The organism is Brenneria rubrifaciens (assembly GCF_005484945.1).
GTDB lineage: Bacteria > Pseudomonadota > Gammaproteobacteria > Enterobacterales > Enterobacteriaceae > Brenneria > Brenneria rubrifaciens.
Genome location: NZ_CP034035.1, coordinates 2947916 through 2965378, shown reverse-complemented (window position 1 = coordinate 2965378; position 17463 = coordinate 2947916). Strand labels below are relative to the sequence as shown.

The window sequence follows — 17463 nt, the reverse complement described above, 5'->3', positions numbered from 1 at the left end:
CTTATAGTCGCATTATCCATTTTTTTGCTTAGTTAAGGCGATTGTGAACTATCTACCTTTATTCGCCGATCTTCGGGGACGTCCGGTGTTGGTGGTCGGCGGCGGTGAAGTCGCCTCCCGTAAAATTGGACTATTGCAACGCGCGGGCGCCGAGGTGAAGGTTGTCGCACAGGCGCTGGCGGACGATCTGGCCGAACAGCACGCGTCCGGCCGGATTCAGTGGCTGGCCCGGAGTTTTACGCCGCAATTGTTGTCCGGCGTGTTTCTGGTTATTGCCGCAACGGATGACTCCGCGCTGAATGCCGCGGTATTTGACGCAGCCAATCAGCGTCATATGCTGGTCAACGTGGTGGACGATCAGCCCAAGTGCTCCTTTATTTTTCCCTCTATCGTCGATCGCTCTCCGTTGCTGGTGGCGATTTCGTCCGGCGGACGAGCCCCGGTGCTGGCGCGTCTGTTGCGTGAAAAGCTGGAGTCGTTGTTGCCCACCAGTCTGGGAACCATGGCGGAGATCGCGGGCAGTTGGCGCGACCGTATTAAATCTCGACTCCATTCTATGAGCGCGCGGCGTCGTTTCTGGGAACGGCTGTTTGTGGGGCGTTTTGCCACGCTGGTATCCGCAGGGCAGCTCTCGCAGGCCGAAGAGGAACTGCAACGGCAACTGGATCAACAGCAGGATGAGCAGCAACAGCCCGCTTCCGCGCATGGCGAGGTGGTGCTGGTGGGCGCCGGTCCGGGTGATGCCGGACTGCTTACGCTGCGTGGCTTGCAGGTTATCCAGCAGGCGGATGTCGTACTGTATGACTATCTGGTCAGCGACGAGGTACTGGAACTGGTGCGCCGTGACGCCGAACGTATTTGCGTGGGGAAACGGGCGAACGCCCATTCTCTTCCCCAGGAAGAAATCAACCAACTGTTGGTGACGCTGGCGCGGCAGGGTAAGCGGGTGGTGCGGCTGAAAGGCGGCGATCCGTTTATTTTCGGGCGTGGCGGAGAAGAGTTGCAAGAGGTCGCGCAGGCGGGCATTGCCTTCCAGGTTGTGCCTGGCGTGACCGCAGCGGCAGGGGTCACCGCCTATGCCGGTATTCCGTTGACACACCGGGACTATTCCCAGAGCGTGGTATTTATTACCGGTCATTGCCGGCCTGATGGCGATGCGCTGGATTGGTCGACGCTGGCGCGTGGGCGGCAGACGCTGGCGATTTATATGGGAACGGTGAAAGCCGCGGAAATCAGTCAGCAGCTAATCGAGCACGGCCGCCCGGCACAAACGCCTGTCGCCGTGATTGGGCGTGGCACCCGGCACGATCAGCAGGTGCTGATCGGCACGCTGCGGCAGTTGGAACAATTGGCTCAGCAGGCACCGACACCGGCTCTGCTGGTGATTGGTGACGTGGTGAACTTGCATCATCAAATCGCCTGGTTTGGTCAGCAGACGCTGGCGGCACCGCAAGACGGCCGTCCGGCGGTAGTAAATATGGCTTAAGGAATAGGTATGGACGAGAAACGACTCACTCATTTACGGCAGCTCGAAGCCGAGAGCATTCACATCATCCGCGAGGTGGCGGCGGAGTTCGGCAACCCGGTAATGATGTATTCCATCGGTAAAGATTCCTCGGTCATGCTGCACCTGGCGCGTAAGGCGTTTTATCCGGGATCGCTGCCGTTTCCGCTGTTGCATGTGGATACCGGCTGGAAATTCCGTGAAATGTACGAGTTCCGTGATCGGACGGCCAAAGCCTACGGTTGCGAACTGCTGGTTCACCGTAATCCTCAGGGAGAAGCGCTGGGCATTAACCCGTTTATCCACGGTAGCGCCAAACATACCGATATCATGAAAACCGAGGGATTAAAGCAAGCGCTGGACAAATATGGTTTTGACGCCGCGTTCGGCGGCGCTCGCCGTGATGAAGAGAAGTCTCGCGCCAAAGAGCGCATTTATTCCTTTCGCGATCGTTTTCATCGCTGGGACCCGAAAAGCCAACGTCCCGAACTGTGGCATAACTACAACGGCCAGATTAACAAAGGGGAAAGCATCCGCGTTTTCCCGTTGTCCAACTGGACCGAACTGGATATCTGGCAATATATCTACCTGGAAAATATCGATATTGTGCCGCTTTATCTGGCGGCTCCGCGCCCTGTGGTGGCGCGTGACGGCATGTTGCTGATGGTGGATGACGATCGTATCGATCTGCAACCGGGCGAAGTGATTGAGCAGCGAATGGTTCGTTTCCGTACGCTGGGCTGTTGGCCGTTAACGGGCGCGGTGGAGTCAAATGCGCAAACGCTGCCGGAAATCATTGAAGAGATGCTGATTTCTACCACCAGTGAGCGTCAGGGACGGGTGATCGACCGCGATCAGGCGGGTTCAATGGAACTGAAAAAGCGTCAAGGGTATTTCTGAGGAGCCGCCGAATGAGTCATGTTGTACAAGAAAGCGCGATTGCGAAACAGATCGCCGAGCAAGGGGGCGTTGAAGCCTATTTGCATGCCCAGCAGGATAAAACGCTGCTGCGTTTCCTGACCTGCGGCAGCGTCGATGACGGTAAAAGTACGCTGATTGGCCGTTTGCTGCACGATACTCGCCAGATTTACGAAGATCAGCTCACTACGTTGCACAGTGACAGCAAGCGTCTGGGGACGCAGGGCGAGAAGCTGGATCTGGCTTTGCTGGTGGATGGGCTTCAGGCAGAGCGTGAGCAGGGCATCACCATTGATGTGGCATACCGTTACTTCTCAACGGAAAAGCGCAAATTCATTATTGCCGATACGCCGGGGCATGAACAGTACACCCGCAATATGGCCACCGGTGCATCCACCTGTGAACTGGCTATTCTGCTGATAGACGCGCGTAAAGGCGTGCTGGATCAGACTCGCCGCCACAGCTTTATCGCCACGTTGCTGGGCATTCGCGATCTGGTGGTGGCGGTTAATAAAATGGATCTGGTGGATTATCAACAAGCGGTATTTGAACAGTTTAAACAGGACTATCTGGATTTCGCCCAGCAGTTGCCAGCCGATCTGAATATTACCTTTGTGCCGATTTCCGCGCTGGATGGGGATAATGTCGCCATGCCGAGCACCACGATGAGCTGGTACACCGGGCCGACGCTGCTTGATGTGCTGGAAACCGTGAATGTGGCGCAGCGTAGTCTGAAATTGCCTATGCGTTTCCCGGTTCAGTACGTGAATCGGCCTAATCTGGATTTCCGCGGCTATGCGGGAACGCTGGCATCGGGTGTCGTCAGTGTGGGGCAGCGCGTTAAAGTGCTGCCGTCAGGCGTGGGATCAACGGTTAGCCGAATCGTAACCTTTGATGGAGATCGCCAAGACGCGCAGGCGGGGGAGGCCATTACGCTGGTTCTGGCGGATGAAATTGATATTAGCCGCGGCGACCTGCTGGTCGACAGCGGCGAACCCCTGAAAGCCGTGCAGAATGCGCTGGTGGATGTGGTGTGGATGGCGGAACAGCCGCTGGTGCCGGGACAAAGCTACGATATCAAGATTGGCGGCAAGAAAACGCGTGGTCGGGTAGAGAACATCCAGTATCAGGTGGAGATCAACTCGTTGACGCAGCGCGTGACGGAAAGTTTGCCGCTTAATGGGATCGGGCTGGTTGAACTGGCCTTCGATGAACCGCTGGCACTGGATAATTATCAGCAAAATCATGTCACTGGCGGCATGATCTTTATCGATCGTCTGAGCAATGTCACCGTCGGGGTCGGTCTGGTAAGGGAGCCTATCGAACAGGTCTATCAGGAACCCGGCGCGTACAGCGCATTTGAACTGGAACTCAATGCATTGATTCGACGCTATTTCCCGCACTGGGGCGCACGCGACCTGCTGGGAGGAAAATAACGTGTCTTCAGGCCATTCATCATCTGCCGGCGAAAATGTGGTTTGGCATTCGCACGCCGTGTCATGCAAGGCACGCGAGCGACTGCATGGTCATCAGGGTGTGGTGCTCTGGTTTACCGGGCTTTCCGGTTCCGGTAAATCCACACTGGCGGGCGCGTTGGAGCAGGCGTTGCATCAGCATGGGGTGAGCACCTACTTGCTGGATGGCGATAATGTGCGGCACGGTCTGTGCCGTGATTTGGGATTCAGCGATGACGACCGGCGGGAAAATATCCGGCGAGTCGGCGAAGTGGCCAAACTGATGGTTGACGCCGGGCTGGTGGTGCTGAGCGCTTTCATCTCGCCCCATCGCGCCGAGCGTAAAATGGTGCATGATCTGCTGGATGAAGGGAAATTTATCGAAGTGTTTGTCGATACGCCTTTGGCGATTTGTGAAACACGCGATCCCAAAGGATTGTACAAGAAAGCCCGTGCGGGTGAACTACGTAATTTCACTGGTATCGATGCGGTTTATGAGGCGCCGGAAGCGCCGGATATTCATCTGGATGGTGAACAATTAGTAACAAATTTGACGGGGCAATTATTAGATCTGCTGCGTGGCCGAGCTATTATCAAACTCTGACGTCTCCGCGATATCACCTAAGATTTGCAGAGCGATGCGGAAGAATAGTGGGAAAGACCATGCCAAATGTCACGCAGCTAACGATCAACAAGACAAAAACGATTTTAGACGATGAGGAACGCGTCTCGTATCCTTTTATGGGCGCGGTGGCGGGCTTTACTTTTTACTGGCTGGCTTTCACCCTTCCTTTTCTTGTGTACGGCTCCAATACCACGTTGTTCTTCATGCTCTACACCTGGCCTTTTTTTCTGGCCTTGATGCCGCTGTCGATTGTGATGGGAGCGGCCTTCAGTTTTATGCTGAGGGGAAACGTGTTTTATACTCTCGCCGTGACAGGCCTGTCAGTGGTGTGCTTGTTCTGGCTGGTTTTCTCCTTTCTGACCGGCTGGTAATTGACCAGTCTGAAACCAAAATATCAGGTTGTATTCTGCTATTTCCCCGCTTGTTTTCGCTGACCTGCCGCGAATCTTTTCGTCTGCCGACTGACAGTATGGAGTCGGAGCAAAAGTTATGGGATGATTAGGCGGTTTTTCAGGGGGCGGGATGGGAAAACTTACGCTGTTATTATTGGTATTGCTTGGCTGGCTTCAGTATTCGCTGTGGCTGGGCAAAAATGGTGTTCATGACTATGTGCGGGTAAAAGATGACGTTGTTGTCCAGCAGGGGAACAATGCCAAACTAAAAGCCCGTAACGAACAGTTGTTTGCGGAAATTGACGACCTGAACGGCGGACAAGAAGCAATTGAAGAGCGTGCGCGTAATGAACTGGGCATGATTAAGCCTGGTGAGAGCTTCTATCGTCTGGTGCCGGAGTCCGGCGATCGTACTGCGACGACCTCTTCATCCTTACCTAACCACCCATCACGTTAACACATGTCAAAACAGCGTGTTTCCCAGCCAGAGATTGTCGCTGTCCTGCCTGCTGCCGGTAATGGCAGTCGGATGCAAAGCGACCGTCCCAAACAGTATCTGACCATCGGTCATAAAACCATTCTTGAACATGCGGTGAGCGCGCTGCTGGCCAATCCACGGGTTCAACGCGCCATTATTGCCATCAGCCCCGGCGATCTCTTGTTTCATACTTTGCCTGTTGCGCGCAATCCTCGCGTCAGCGTCGTCATAGGCGGTAAACAGCGCGCCGATTCCGTATTGGCGGGGTTGCAGGATGTCGCTGATAATGAATGGGTCTTGGTGCATGACGCCGCGCGTCCGTGTTTGCATCAAGACGATCTGGCGCGCTTGCTGCGCCTGGTCGGACACAGTGAGGCGGGCGGCATTCTGGCTGCGCCGGTTCGTGATACCATGAAGCGCAGCGCGGGGCCGCTTATCGAGCATACCGTGGATCGCTGTGATTTATGGCATGCGTTGACGCCGCAGCTGTTTCCGTCCGCATTGCTGAAAACCTGTTTACGCCGCGCTTTAAACGATGGTGTGACGGTCACCGACGAAGCCTCGGCGCTGGAGTATTGCGGCTATCACCCGCAGATTGTCAGCGGTCGGGCTGATAATATCAAAGTGACCCGCCCGGAAGATTTGGCGCTGGCTGAGTTTTATTTAACGAATTTGCATCACTGACATACGATTGGATAATGATAAAAGGAGCATGCGCAATGCGTATCGGTCACGGTTTTGACGTTCATAAATTCGGTGGAGCAGGTCCGCTGGTGATCGGTGGTGTGCGTATTCCCTATGCACAGGGATTACTGGCGCATTCCGACGGCGATGTTGTTCTGCACGCGGTGACGGATGCTTTATTGGGGGCGATGGCGTTGGGCGACATTGGCAAACTGTTTCCCGATACCGACCCGGCGTTTAAAGGCGCCGACAGCCGTGGATTATTGCGTGAAGCGTGGCGGCGTATTGGCGAGAAAGGTTACCGTCTGGGAAACCTGGATGTCACGATTATTGCGCAGGCGCCTAAAATGGCGCCGCATATCCCGCAAATGCGCGTCAATCTGGCCGAAGATCTGCAATCTCACATGGATGATGTGAACGTTAAAGCCACTACAACCGAACAGTTAGGTTTTACCGGTCGGGGCGAAGGGATTGCCTGTGAAGCTGTGGCGCTGTTGATAAAGAGTAAAACGGGCGAAATTGTCGCAGGGTAAGTACTCTCACATGGTAACGATGGATAACAATGAAGCGCTAGTCTGGCTGCACGGTGAGCCGCAGGCATCAGGGAGGCTGAAGTCTACCGCGGAAGACTTTGGCGTTATTGAAGATCTGGGGTTTCAGCCGGATGGCGATGGTGAGCATATTCTGGTTCGTATCCGCAAGCGTGGTTACAATACACAATCTGTGGCTGAAGCGCTGGCAAAATTTTGCCGCCTGCCGCAACGTGCGGTGAGTTACGCGGGCCTGAAGGATCGCCATGCCGTTACAGAACAATGGTTCTGCCTCCATATTCCAGGTAAGACATCACCGGATTTGAACGCCTTCCAGATGGAAGGTTGCGACGTGCTTGAATTTGCTCGTCATCGCCGTAAATTGCGTATTGGCGCATTACAAGGCAACGACTTTTCGCTGGTATTACGTCAGATAAGCGATCGTGCGGACGTGGAGTCCCGCCTGCGACAGATTGCTGAGCGCGGCGTACCTAACTATTTTGGCAGCCAGCGATTCGGCAGAGAAGGGAATAATCTCGAACAGGCCCGACGCTGGGCGAACAATGACATTCAGGTAAAAGAACGCAGTAAACGCGGTTTTTATCTTTCCGCCAGCCGCAGTGCGCTATTTAATCAGGTTGCCAGCGCAAGAATTGCGCGGCAGCAGGCTAAAACCGTCTGGTGCGGCGATGCGTTACAATTAACCGGCCGAGGAAGCTGGTTTGTCGTCAAACCGGATGAATTGCTGGATTTACAGACGAGACTTGATGCGGGCGAGCTTCAGGTGACCGCGCCATTACCCGGTGACGGTGCGCTGGGTACTCAAGATATCGCATTGGCTTTTGAGCAACAAACGCTGATCGGGCAAGAAACGTTGCTGTCGTTATTACAGCGCGAACGGGTCGAACCCGCCCGACGCGCGATTTTACTGTATCCGCAGCGTATGCGCTGGAACTGGCCGGATGAAAGTACGGTTGAACTGACATTCTGGTTGCCGGCGGGCAGTTTTGCGACCAGCGTGGTACGTGAAATTATCAACCAGCAACAAGAATCGGATATTGTTGCCTGATGTATTGCGGTTTATTTGTCTTGATAGGATCTCTGTGACTATGAGGGTCGCTGCAAGTTTTGCCCCAACCGGGTATAGGCGCGCATTAACGACGAGGTTAACCAAAGCTGAGGTTTGCGGGGAATGGTGAACAAGCGCATGCAAACGTTGCTGGTGCAGTTGCGTCAGTTGGGAATACAGGATGAACGCCTGCTGAAAGCTATTGAAGCCGTTCCCAGAGAGCGCTTTGTCGATGAGGCGTTTGAACACAAAGCTTATGAAAATACCGCGCTGCCGATAGGCTCCGGTCAGACGATTTCTCAACCCTACATAGTGGCGCGGATGACGGAGTTGCTATGTTTGACGCCGGTTTCCCGCGTATTGGAAATTGGTACGGGTTCCGGTTATCAAACGGCGATTCTGGCGCATCTGGTTAAGCACGTTTGTTCCGTCGAGCGAATCAAAGGATTGCAGTGGCAAGCTAAACGTCGGCTTAAGCAACTTGATCTGCACAATGTGTCTACCCGCCACGGCGATGGTTGGCAGGGCTGGGATTCTCGCGGACCTTTTGATGCCATTATCGTGACCGCCGCACCGCCTGAGATCCCTAAAGCTTTGCTGGCACAGTTGGACGAAGGCGGCGTGATGGTTTTGCCGGTTGGTGATCAATCACAAATGTTGCAGGTGGTGCAGCGTCATGCGGGAGAGTTCATTATCCGGGCTGTTGAAGCAGTTCGGTTTGTTCCGCTAGTCAAAGGAGAATTAGCCTGATACCGTTGCGGCGCGGGGGATATCCGCCAGGCTACAATGGGCGCGAGGTGCAAATGTCAGAATTGGTTAATGAATTCTATAGTTATAGGGGAGTGGGCGCATGGGAGTCCGAATGATGAGTTTGCGTCAGATTGTTGCTTGTACGGTGATTATCTTGGGCGTGGCCGGGTGTTCGAACAATGACACTAAATCCGCACCGATAAGCAGCGTAGACGGAAATACGGGCGGGAGAGGGGGGATATCATCTGCGCCCCCATCACGTATATCGACATCAGGTGACTCATCAGTTGCCACGCATGATGGCCCAATTGTTTATAACCGTCGCTATGACAATATCCCAAAAGGAAGTTATAGCGGCGGCAACAGCTATACCGTCAAACGGGGTGATACCCTGTTCTATATCGCCTGGATTACGGGGAACGATTACCGGGATCTGGCGCAGCGCAACAATATTCCAGAGCCTTATAGCCTGAACGTTGGTCAGACGCTGAATCTTGGCAACGGTTCTGGTGGTACATTGGCTGGCAGTAGTGGTATGCTGGCAGCGTCGAGTGCGACAACGGGCGGGGTTCCTGTTCCGCCGTCAAACTCTCAAATACAAACTGCGCCGGTTGATTCTCAGTCAACTAATGCGTATTCTGGTAATGCAGGTAAACAGAATGTAGGTAAAATGTTACCTAAGGCAGGAGCAACAGCCACCGCTCCTGTTACCGCACCAGCGGCTGTTGCCAGCAGCAATACAAGTAGTACTGCTGCTGTCGGCAGTTGGCGTTGGCCTACCGAAGGGAAAGTCATTGATAGTTTCTCCGCATCTGAAGGGGGAAACAAAGGGATTGATATCACCGGCTCACGTGGGCAACCGATTATGGCTACCGCCAAGGGGCGGGTAGTCTACGCGGGCAACGCTCTGCGTGGTTACGGAAATCTGATAATCATCAAACATAATGATGACTACCTGAGTGCCTATGCCCACAACGACACCATGCTGGTCCGTGAACAACAAGAAGTCACGGCAGGGCAGAAAATCGCGACGATGGGCAGTACTGGCACAAGTTCAGTTCGTTTGCATTTTGAAATTCGTTACAAGGGGAAATCCGTAAACCCGCTGCGTTTTCTTCCGCAGCGATAAATCGGGCAGAGTATTTCGGTATTCTGCCAAGGGATCACGGGTAGGAGCCACTTATGAGCCAAAGTACGCTGAAAGTTAACGAGTTACATGAAGATGCCGATTTTGAAGAGAATGGACTTGATGTTTTTGACGATAAAGCGCTGGCAGAGGAAGATACCAGTGATAATGACTCGGCTGAAGACGAGTTGTTATCTCAGGGCGTTCCCCAGCGTGTTTTAGACGCAACTCAGCTCTATTTGGGAGAGATTGGTTATTCGCCGCTTTTAACCGCACAAGAAGAGGTCTATTTTGCCCGGCGCGCGTTGCGCGGCGATATCCCATCGCGACGCCGGATGATCGAAAGTAACCTGCGACTGGTCGTGAAAATTGCCCGGCGTTACAACAATCGTGGTCTGGCGCTGCTGGACCTGATTGAAGAAGGGAACCTTGGACTGATTCGAGCCGTTGAGAAATTTGATCCGGAAAGAGGATTTCGTTTTTCAACTTACGCCACATGGTGGATTCGGCAAACAATTGAACGGGCAATCATGAACCAAACCCGTACCATTCGTTTGCCTATCCATATCGTCAAAGAACTGAATGTTTATCTGCGTACCGCACGCGAACTTTCTCATAAACTGGATCACGAGCCGAGCGCGGAAGAAATTGCCGAGCAGCTTGATAAGCCAGTCGATGATGTCAATCGCATGCTGCGTTTGAACGAGCGCATTACGTCCGTTGATACGCCGCTGGGTGGCGATTCGGAAAAAGCGCTGTTAGACATTCTGGCAGATGAAAAGGATAACGGCCCGGAAAATACCACTCAAGATAATGATATGAAACAGAATATCGTGAAGTGGTTGTTTGAGCTTAACGCTAAACAGCGTGAGGTCCTGGCCCGGCGCTTTGGGTTGTTGGGTTATGAAGCCGCAACGTTGGAAGATGTTGGCCGTGAGATCGGTTTGACTCGCGAACGCGTCCGTCAGATCCAGGTTGAAGGCTTACGTCGGCTGCGAGAAATTTTACAGGTGCAAGGCCTGAATATCGAAGAATTGTTCCGTGAGTAACGTCGGTTCAATACGGTATTCGCCAAAGCCAAAATGGTGGGGTAACCCACCATTTTGGCTTTGGCGCGTTTGAACACGTTTTCAACGGCCATTATCAGGCCTATCCCCATCCCCTGCGGGAAGTGCGATTGACGCGAGATCAGCGGGCAACGTTTGCCAGCAGAAAATCGACGATGTCGCTCGTTTTAATCATCTGCTTTTCGCCGCTGCGGCGGTTTTTATATTCAATCTCTTCGTTATCCAGATTACGATCGCCGATGACGATGGTATGCGGTACACCGATCAGTTCCATGTCGGCGAACATAACACCCGGACGTTCTTTACGATCGTCAAGCAGAACTTCAATGCCTTTGGCAAGTAGCTGCTGATAGATATCTTCAGCGACCTCTTTCACACGGAAAGATTTGTGCATATTCATTGGCAGAATCGCCACTTGAAAAGGCGCGATTGCATCTGGCCAAATAATACCGCGATCGTCATGGTTTTGCTCAATGGCGGCAGCGACCACGCGAGTGACGCCGATGCCATAGCAACCCATCGTCAGGATCTGATTTCGTCCGTCTTCTCCCTGAACGGTGGCGTTCAACGCTTCTGAATACTTGCTGCCCAATTGGAAGATATGACCTACTTCGATGCCACGTTTGATTTGCAGCGTGCCTTTACCATCCGGGCTGATATCGCCTTCCACTACGTTGCGGATATCTGCGATCGGCGGCAGGGCAACATCACGTTCCCAGTTGATGCCAAAAAAGTGTTTACCATCAATGTTGGCGCCAGCACCGAAATCGCTCATTGCGGCAACGGTTCGGTCGACGACGGCTGGGATCGGCAAATTTACCGGCCCCAGAGAACCAGGACCCGCCCCAACGATAGCGCGTATTTCTTCTTCAGTTGCGAAGGTCAGCGGGCTGGCAACGAGCGCGACTTTCTCAGCTTTGATTTCGTTCAGTTCATGATCGCCACGTACCAGTAGCGCCACCAGCTTATGGCCGCTTTCTTCTGTCGCTTTTACCAGCAGGGTTTTGACTGTTTTTTCAATCGGCAGTTTAAACTGCTCAACCAACTCGGCAATAGTTTTGGCGTTCGGCGTATCAACCAGAAGCATCTCGTGTGTTGCTTCGGCACGGCCTAACTGTGGGGCGACTGCTTCTGCCAACTCAATGTTCGCCGCATAGTCAGAATCAGTAGAGAAGACAATATCGTCTTCGCCACTGACGGCCAGTACCTGGAATTCATGGGAAGCGTTGCCGCCAATGGAGCCAGTGTCAGCTTGAACGGCCCTGAAATCCAGATCCATGCGGCTGAAAATTTTGCTGTAGGCGGCATACATCGCATTGTAAGTGGCTTGCAATGATTCCTGCGAGGTATGGAAAGAATAGGCATCTTTCATCAGAAACTCTCGGGCGCGCATTATCCCGAAGCGCGGGCGGACTTCATCGCGGAATTTGGTTTGAATCTGGAAGAAATTCAACGGCAACTGTTTGTATGAGCTAATTTCATTGCGAATCAAATCAGTAATAACTTCTTCATGTGTAGGGCCGAGCACAAAAGGGCGTTCACCGCGATCGACAAAACGCAGTAACTCAGGCCCGTATTGTTCCCAGCGACCACTTTCCTGCCAAAGGTCGGCAGGCTGAACGATAGGCATGGATACTTCAATCGCGCCAGCATTGTTCATTTCTTCGCGCACGATGGTTTCAACTTTTTTCAAAACCCGCAAGCCCGTAGGTAACCAGGTGTAAAGGCCGGAGGCCAGTTTGCGAATCATCCCGGCCCGGAGCATCAACTGATGGCTGATAACTTCTGCATCGGCAGGCGTCTCCTTGAGTGTGGAGAGCAAATATTGACTAGTACGCATGGTGTTTTAGTTCCGTCAGAACGAGAAATAGCATCGCGCTGCCTGAGGCAGCCGAAGGCATAAAAAGTGGCTTAGTTTAACAGTGTGTGCCGTTCGTCAAAAGAGAGCCGAAAGAATTTTATGGCGGACTGTCGGCTGAGCAGCGGATGGTTTCCCATATCTCAGGGGCTGACGATGGCCGTTTTGCCCGCCGTCTTATCTCTCGGCTTCCGTTATAAAACGCTTTAAATATTTTTTAACGGGAGTCGAGAGATAAAACCTTGGTTTGCTTACCGGATACTTGCCAACGAACGTTAAACTCCAGCAGTAAAACAGCATATTCCCGTTCAGTCTCTTCGCCTTTTCGGTAGGCGGGGCGCGGGTCCTGAGCTAATACCTGACTAATGAAGCGTTTTAAATGCGGATACTTATGCAGATTGCTGGCGATCTGTTGTTCCGCAAGCGGGGAGAAGCTGACTGGCATATCGGCTTCCGGGGTCAACTGTGCAAAGCTTGCCAATGCGTTGGGATGGCTTTCAGCAAAGGGGAGATAAGGTTTGATATCAACGACCGGCGTGCCGTCGACCAGATCGAGACTGCCTAATTCCAGCGTGACGTTATCGCTTTTCGCATGGATTGCTTTCAACTCAATCAATGACATGCCGATTGGATTGGGCCGGAATGTTGAACGTGTCGCAAAAACGCCCACACGCGTATTTCCGCCCAATCTGGGAGGACGGACCGTGGGACGCCATCCAACCGCCATGGTTTGATGGAAAATGAATAGAACCCATATATGACTAAAATCTGCGAGACCGCGTACGCATTCCGCCTGATTGTAAGGCGGTAATAGCTGGAGTTCGCCTCCGCCATCTTCAATCAGACCCGGCTGCCGTGGAATGGCAAATTTTTCTTTATACGGAGAGTGGATAATACCGATCTGATTGAAAACGAACGGACTCATTGCGCTGAAACTTGTAACGCGGTGCCCTGACAGACTGTCTGGCGATAGCAACCGGCGACGTCAGCGATGATCTGGCATTCATGCAGTAAAACGGCATTGGCCTTTATCGCTGTGGCACGGCTCTGCATTCTCTTACGCGCATTAGCGATGCTGGGCGGCGCATCCTTAGCGGAGACTTGACATGATGAGCCGGAGACTTCTCCCATATCACGAAATGGTTTGCCGACCAATTCTTCAGCGCTTTGATATAACACGGCAGGCGCGGGGCGTGGGGCAGGTTTTGGTTTGGCTACCGGTTCTGCTTTAGTCTCGCTAACAGGCTGGGAATCGGGTGCCGGCGACTTTTCGATTAGAGAACAGCCTGTTAGCGATACCGTTAACAGAATAAGAGGGACTACGCGCATAGAATTTCCTCTGATTTTTCTTAAAGAGCGGATATTGAAGCAAGCTATTGCACAAATAACAAGACGGGCCATAGCCCGTCCTGAGGATATATAATAAAACGGTTAACGAGGGCGTTACCAGCCTTTGACAGCACCGCCGCTAAAGATTTCATTCGCGGCTTCGTTAACTTCGTCTGACTGATAGGCCTGAACGAATTTTTTCACGTTTTCCGCATCTTTGTTATCTTCGCGGGAAACCAGCAAGTTTACGTAGGGGGAGTCTTTCTCTTCTACAAAGATGCCATCCTTAGTTGGCGTCAGGTTAATCTGGCTGGCGTATGTGGTGTTGATGATGGCCAAAGCAATTTGCGCATCGTCCAGAGAGCGCGGTAATTGTGGCGCTTCGAGCTCAACCAGCTTCAGATTTTTCGGGTTCTCGGTGACATCCAGAACGGTTGGCAGCAGGCCGACATTATCTTTCAGTTTAATTAAGCCGACTTTTTGCAGCAGCAGCAACGAACGGCCCAGATTGGTTGGATCGTTTGGCAGCGCAATCTGTGCGCCATCCTTTAGTTCATCCAGTGATTTTATTTTTTTGGAATAGCCAGCAATCGGATAAACGAAGCTATTGCCAACGGAAACCAATTTATAGCCGCGATCTTTGATTTGCTGATCCAAATAAGGTTTATGCTGGAAAGCGTTCAGGTCAATATCACCTTTGCTCAGCGCTTCGTTAGGCAAGACATAATCATTGAATGTCACCAGTTCAACGTCCAAACCATATTTGTCCTTTGCCACTTTCTGAGCAACTTCAGCTACCTGCTGTTCGGCTCCAACAATGACGCCGACTTTAATATGATTTGGGTTCTTTTCTTCCTGACCACATCCCGCCAGCGCCAGGGCACCAATCATTGCGCCAATGGTCGCAATGGATTTCAATTTAATAGCCATATCCTTACCTCTGATTAAAAGTCTTCATAACATCTGTTCGGAATAAACAAATGTGAATTTAACGATTACTTGTGCGTGACAGCTCTAACAGCCCGATCCCCACAGAATTGAATCAGGTAAACCAGAACAACCAATAATATTAATACCGCATTCATTACCGTGGCGTTATAACCAATATAGCCATACTGATAACCAATTTGACCTAAGCCTCCGGCACCAACGGCGCCACCCATAGCAGAATAGCCTACAAGCATAATGAGGGTGATCGTCGCGGCGTTAATAAGACTAGGTAAAGCTTCCGGCAATAAAACTTTGCTAATGATCTGTATCGGCGTCGCACCCATCGCGCGTGCTGCTTCAACCAGCCCTGTCGGGATTTCCAACAGCGAGTTTTCAACCATGCGGGCAATGAACGGCGCTGCGCCAACGGTCAGTGGAACAATCGCTGCTTGCAGGCCGATAGACGTGCCGACGAGGATTCGAGTAAAAGGAATCATCCAGACCAGCAGAATAATAAAGGGGATGGAGCGGAAAATATTTACCAGTGCTGAAATCACGCGGTAGAGTCTAGGGTTGGAAATAATCTGGCCTGGGCGCGTGGTATACAATAACACGCCTACCGGCAAGCCAAGCACAAATCCAAAGAAACCGGAAACGAGGGTCATTGCAACGGTTTCCCATACTCCTCGCGCCATTAACCACAACATTGCTTCAGACATAACCCAGAACCTCAATATTGACGTGATTTTCCAGCAGGAACGTTATTGCCGCTCGCGTATCTGCGTCTTCACCATGCATCTCCGCAAGCATGATGCCGAATTTGACGCCGCCGGCATAATCCATCTGGGCGCTGATGATGTTATTATTGACGTTAAAACGCCGGGCAATTTCAGAAAGTAATGGTGCATCAACCGACTGGCCGGTAAATTCCATACGCAGCAACGGCGTGATATTGACGCCGCGTTCTGGTAACAAACGAGAAATATAGTCGTCGGGAATATCGAGATGTAAAGTGGATTGAATGAATTTTTGCGCCAATGGTGTTTTCGGGTGCGAGAACACTTCGCTTACCGTGTCCTGTTCAATAAGTTGTCCGTTGCTGATCACCGCGACCTGATCGCAAATACGCTTTACGACATCCATTTCATGCGTAATGAGAAGAATCGTCAGCCCCAGACGGCGGTTGATATCTTTAAGCAGTTCCAGAATTGAGCGGGTAGTTGCGGGATCCAGGGCGCTGGTCGCTTCGTCACACAGCAATACTTTGGGGTTGCTGGCCAATGCGCGTGCAATCGCGACGCGCTGTTTTTGGCCGCCTGAAAGATTTGCCGGGTAAGCATCATGCTTATCAGTCAATCCCACCAACTCCAGCAATTCATTTACCTGGCGCGTGATTTCTGCTTTTGGGGTGTTATCCAACTCAAGTGGCAGAGCGATATTGCCAAACACCGTACGTGAAGCGAGCAAATTAAAGTGTTGGAAAATCATGCCAATCTGACGGCGTGCGCGCGTTAGCTGGCTATCTGAAAGTACAGTAAGATCCTGTCCATCAACCAGCACTTTACCCTGTGTGGGGCGTTCTAACAGATTAACGCAGCGAATAAGCGTACTTTTTCCAGCACCCGATGCGCCAATAACCCCATAGATCTGCCCCGTTGGGACATGAAGATTGACATCAGCAAGGGCGGTAATCGAGCGGCTGTTTTGCTGAAAAACCTTAGTAATATTAGCAAGTTCAATCATATATTTTTATCGTGGGTGCCTATGGCTGGAATAAATCAGATTCCGCGGAAACGGAATGATAATTGGATGTTAAGGCGTCTAGATGTCTCAGTCAATTGAGATTGATATTACCCGACATTCTCTCTACCGATGAAAACATGCGATAATAACGGGTAATTTACGCCATTGGGAGCCAAGTAAGTGGCACAAAGTATTCCAGCAGTTTTTCTTGACCGTGACGGTACGATCAACATCGACCGCGGTTATGTGCATGAGATTGATCAGTTTCAATTTATTGATGGTGTGATTGAAGCCATGCAGGAGCTGAAAAAAATGGGATTTGCTCTGGTGGTTGTCACGAATCAATCCGGTATTGCGCGCGGTAAGTTTACCGAAGATGAGTTTATGCAACTGACCGAGTGGATGGATTGGTCTTTGGCAGATCGCGATGTCGATCTGGATGGCATCTACTTTTGTCCACACCATCCAGAACAGGGGGAAGGCGATTATCGTCAGACATGCGATTGTCGTAAACCTGCGCCTGGCATGCTGCTCTCTGCACAACGTCATCTGAATATTGATATGGCCGCTTCCTATATAGCGGGAGATAAAGTAGAGGATATGCTGGCCGGGATCGCTTCCGGTGTTGGAACGAAGATCTTGGTGCGCAGTGGGAAACCCATCACCGAACAAGGGGAAACACTGGCGGATGGCGTCATTGATAGCCTTGCTGACCTGCCTCAGTGGATAAAAAAGCGTAGTTAATCGACTAAGTGAATGAAAGTTGCGCAAACAGGAAAAAGTTTAATATATTTGCTTGCGCTTCCTGATCCGCTCTCTATAATGCGCCTCCATCGACACGGCGCTGTGAGTTTAATCACAACGGGGTGGCGAGAGGAAAGAGTTATGCTCAAAATAAGCATTGACTCTGAGAGAGGAATGCGTAATATACGCCACCTCGCGTTAGCGGTTCAGGCCGCAATGCAACGCTCTTTAACAATTTAATCAGACAATCTGTGTGGGCACT

General features: G+C 51.9%; 19 protein-coding genes. 13 read left to right on the top strand and 6 right to left on the bottom strand.

Annotation, left to right across the window (positions count from 1 at the left end; translation table 11 throughout):
• Positions 1 to 43 precede the first annotated feature (43 nt).
• From cysG to rpoS, 12 genes are all read left to right on the top strand, one after another.
• Entirely contained in the window at positions 44 to 1486 is a 1443-nt protein-coding gene (cysG, locus tag EH207_RS13505; RefSeq protein ID WP_137714451.1) for a siroheme synthase CysG, read from the top strand.
• A 9-nt stretch (positions 1487 to 1495) separates the two neighbouring features.
• Positions 1496 to 2404: a sulfate adenylyltransferase subunit CysD gene (gene cysD / locus EH207_RS13500; protein ID WP_137714450.1), complete on the top strand. Its 909-nt coding sequence runs from the start codon at positions 1496 to 1498 to the stop codon at positions 2402 to 2404.
• An 11-nt stretch (positions 2405 to 2415) separates the two neighbouring features.
• Positions 2416 to 3858 carry a sulfate adenylyltransferase subunit CysN gene (gene cysN, locus EH207_RS13495; protein ID WP_137714449.1) on the top strand — a complete coding sequence of 481 codons (1443 nt, stop codon included), beginning with the start codon at positions 2416 to 2418 and terminating at the stop codon, positions 3856 to 3858.
• 1 nt (position 3859) lies between these two features.
• Positions 3860 to 4480, top strand: coding sequence for an adenylyl-sulfate kinase (cysC, locus tag EH207_RS13490; protein ID WP_137714448.1), 621 nt, complete (start codon positions 3860 to 3862; stop codon positions 4478 to 4480).
• Positions 4481 to 4539: 59 nt separating this feature from the next.
• On the top strand, positions 4540 to 4872 hold the full coding sequence (locus tag EH207_RS13485) for a DUF3561 family protein (protein ID WP_137715358.1): 333 nt from the start codon (positions 4540 to 4542) through the stop codon (positions 4870 to 4872).
• Between the two features lie 151 nt (positions 4873 to 5023).
• Complete coding sequence (gene ftsB, locus EH207_RS13480; RefSeq protein WP_137714447.1) at positions 5024 to 5350, top strand: cell division protein FtsB; 327 nt, start codon at positions 5024 to 5026, stop codon at positions 5348 to 5350.
• Positions 5351 to 5353: 3 nt separating this feature from the next.
• A complete protein-coding gene (gene ispD / locus EH207_RS13475; RefSeq protein ID WP_137714446.1) occupies positions 5354 to 6055 on the top strand; it encodes a 2-C-methyl-D-erythritol 4-phosphate cytidylyltransferase in 702 nt (233 codons plus the stop codon).
• Positions 6056 to 6090: 35 nt separating this feature from the next.
• Positions 6091 to 6588 (top strand): 2-C-methyl-D-erythritol 2,4-cyclodiphosphate synthase, encoded by a 498-nt coding sequence (gene ispF, locus EH207_RS13470; protein ID WP_137714445.1) that lies wholly within the window; start codon positions 6091 to 6093, stop codon positions 6586 to 6588.
• 19 nt (positions 6589 to 6607) lie between these two features.
• On the top strand, positions 6608 to 7654 hold the full coding sequence (gene truD, locus EH207_RS13465) for a tRNA pseudouridine(13) synthase TruD (RefSeq protein WP_137715357.1): 1047 nt from the start codon (positions 6608 to 6610) through the stop codon (positions 7652 to 7654).
• A 123-nt stretch (positions 7655 to 7777) separates the two neighbouring features.
• Entirely contained in the window at positions 7778 to 8404 is a 627-nt protein-coding gene (locus tag EH207_RS13460) for a protein-L-isoaspartate(D-aspartate) O-methyltransferase (RefSeq protein ID WP_137714444.1), read from the top strand.
• Positions 8405 to 8516: 112 nt separating this feature from the next.
• The gene (gene nlpD, locus EH207_RS13455; protein ID WP_175413680.1) at positions 8517 to 9533 is read left to right on the top strand and encodes a murein hydrolase activator NlpD; all 1017 of its coding nucleotides are present in this window, start codon (positions 8517 to 8519) and stop codon (positions 9531 to 9533) included.
• A 53-nt stretch (positions 9534 to 9586) separates the two neighbouring features.
• Positions 9587 to 10579, top strand: a complete 993-nt coding sequence (gene rpoS, locus EH207_RS13450; RefSeq protein WP_137714442.1) for an RNA polymerase sigma factor RpoS — start codon at positions 9587 to 9589, stop codon at positions 10577 to 10579.
• A 139-nt stretch (positions 10580 to 10718) separates the two neighbouring features.
• Here rpoS and proS read toward each other — a convergent pair whose 3' ends face one another.
• From proS to metN, 6 genes are all read right to left on the bottom strand, one after another.
• Positions 10719 to 12437, bottom strand: a complete 1719-nt coding sequence (proS, locus tag EH207_RS13445) for a proline--tRNA ligase (protein ID WP_137714441.1) — start codon at positions 12435 to 12437, stop codon at positions 10719 to 10721.
• 235 nt (positions 12438 to 12672) lie between these two features.
• Positions 12673 to 13380: a tRNA (N6-threonylcarbamoyladenosine(37)-N6)-methyltransferase TrmO gene (gene tsaA, locus EH207_RS13440; RefSeq protein WP_137714440.1), complete on the bottom strand. Its 708-nt coding sequence runs from the start codon at positions 13378 to 13380 to the stop codon at positions 12673 to 12675.
• Positions 13377 to 13784, bottom strand: coding sequence for an Rcs stress response system protein RcsF (gene rcsF, locus EH207_RS13435; RefSeq protein ID WP_137715356.1), 408 nt, complete (start codon positions 13782 to 13784; stop codon positions 13377 to 13379). Before rcsF ends, tsaA begins: the two co-directional genes overlap by 4 nt.
• 114 nt (positions 13785 to 13898) lie before the next feature.
• A complete protein-coding gene (locus EH207_RS13430; protein ID WP_137714439.1) occupies positions 13899 to 14714 on the bottom strand; it encodes a MetQ/NlpA family lipoprotein in 816 nt (271 codons plus the stop codon).
• 65 nt (positions 14715 to 14779) lie between these two features.
• A complete protein-coding gene (locus EH207_RS13425) occupies positions 14780 to 15433 on the bottom strand; it encodes a methionine ABC transporter permease MetI (RefSeq protein WP_137714438.1) in 654 nt (217 codons plus the stop codon).
• Positions 15426 to 16457, bottom strand: coding sequence for a methionine ABC transporter ATP-binding protein MetN (gene metN, locus EH207_RS13420; RefSeq protein WP_137714437.1), 1032 nt, complete (start codon positions 16455 to 16457; stop codon positions 15426 to 15428). The genes EH207_RS13425 and metN overlap by 8 nt, the downstream gene beginning before the upstream one ends.
• A 180-nt stretch (positions 16458 to 16637) precedes the next feature.
• Between metN and gmhB the strand changes: the two genes are divergently transcribed.
• Positions 16638 to 17201, top strand: a complete 564-nt coding sequence (gene gmhB, locus EH207_RS13415; RefSeq protein WP_137714436.1) for a D-glycero-beta-D-manno-heptose 1,7-bisphosphate 7-phosphatase — start codon at positions 16638 to 16640, stop codon at positions 17199 to 17201.
• The last annotated feature ends 262 nt before the right edge of the window (positions 17202 to 17463 follow it).

Coding starts and splice junctions, on each gene's coding strand:
- rcsF (WP_137715356.1), bottom strand. CDS start 13,784: ATGCGCGTAGTCCCTCTTATTCTGTTAACGGTATCGCTAACAGGCTGT.
- cysN (WP_137714449.1), top strand. CDS start 2,416: ATGAGTCATGTTGTACAAGAAAGCGCGATTGCGAAACAGATCGCCGAG.
- ispD (WP_137714446.1), top strand. CDS start 5,354: ATGTCAAAACAGCGTGTTTCCCAGCCAGAGATTGTCGCTGTCCTGCCT.
- tsaA (WP_137714440.1), bottom strand. CDS start 13,380: ATGAGTCCGTTCGTTTTCAATCAGATCGGTATTATCCACTCTCCGTAT.
- proS (WP_137714441.1), bottom strand. CDS start 12,437: ATGCGTACTAGTCAATATTTGCTCTCCACACTCAAGGAGACGCCTGCC.
- truD (WP_137715357.1), top strand. CDS start 6,608: ATGGATAACAATGAAGCGCTAGTCTGGCTGCACGGTGAGCCGCAGGCA.
- cysD (WP_137714450.1), top strand. CDS start 1,496: ATGGACGAGAAACGACTCACTCATTTACGGCAGCTCGAAGCCGAGAGC.
- ispF (WP_137714445.1), top strand. CDS start 6,091: ATGCGTATCGGTCACGGTTTTGACGTTCATAAATTCGGTGGAGCAGGT.
- rpoS (WP_137714442.1), top strand. CDS start 9,587: ATGAGCCAAAGTACGCTGAAAGTTAACGAGTTACATGAAGATGCCGAT.
- EH207_RS13425 (WP_137714438.1), bottom strand. CDS start 15,433: ATGTCTGAAGCAATGTTGTGGTTAATGGCGCGAGGAGTATGGGAAACC.
- ftsB (WP_137714447.1), top strand. CDS start 5,024: ATGGGAAAACTTACGCTGTTATTATTGGTATTGCTTGGCTGGCTTCAG.
- nlpD (WP_175413680.1), top strand. CDS start 8,517: ATGATGAGTTTGCGTCAGATTGTTGCTTGTACGGTGATTATCTTGGGC.
- EH207_RS13430 (WP_137714439.1), bottom strand. CDS start 14,714: ATGGCTATTAAATTGAAATCCATTGCGACCATTGGCGCAATGATTGGT.
- EH207_RS13460 (WP_137714444.1), top strand. CDS start 7,778: ATGGTGAACAAGCGCATGCAAACGTTGCTGGTGCAGTTGCGTCAGTTG.
- EH207_RS13485 (WP_137715358.1), top strand. CDS start 4,540: ATGCCAAATGTCACGCAGCTAACGATCAACAAGACAAAAACGATTTTA.
- metN (WP_137714437.1), bottom strand. CDS start 16,457: ATGATTGAACTTGCTAATATTACTAAGGTTTTTCAGCAAAACAGCCGC.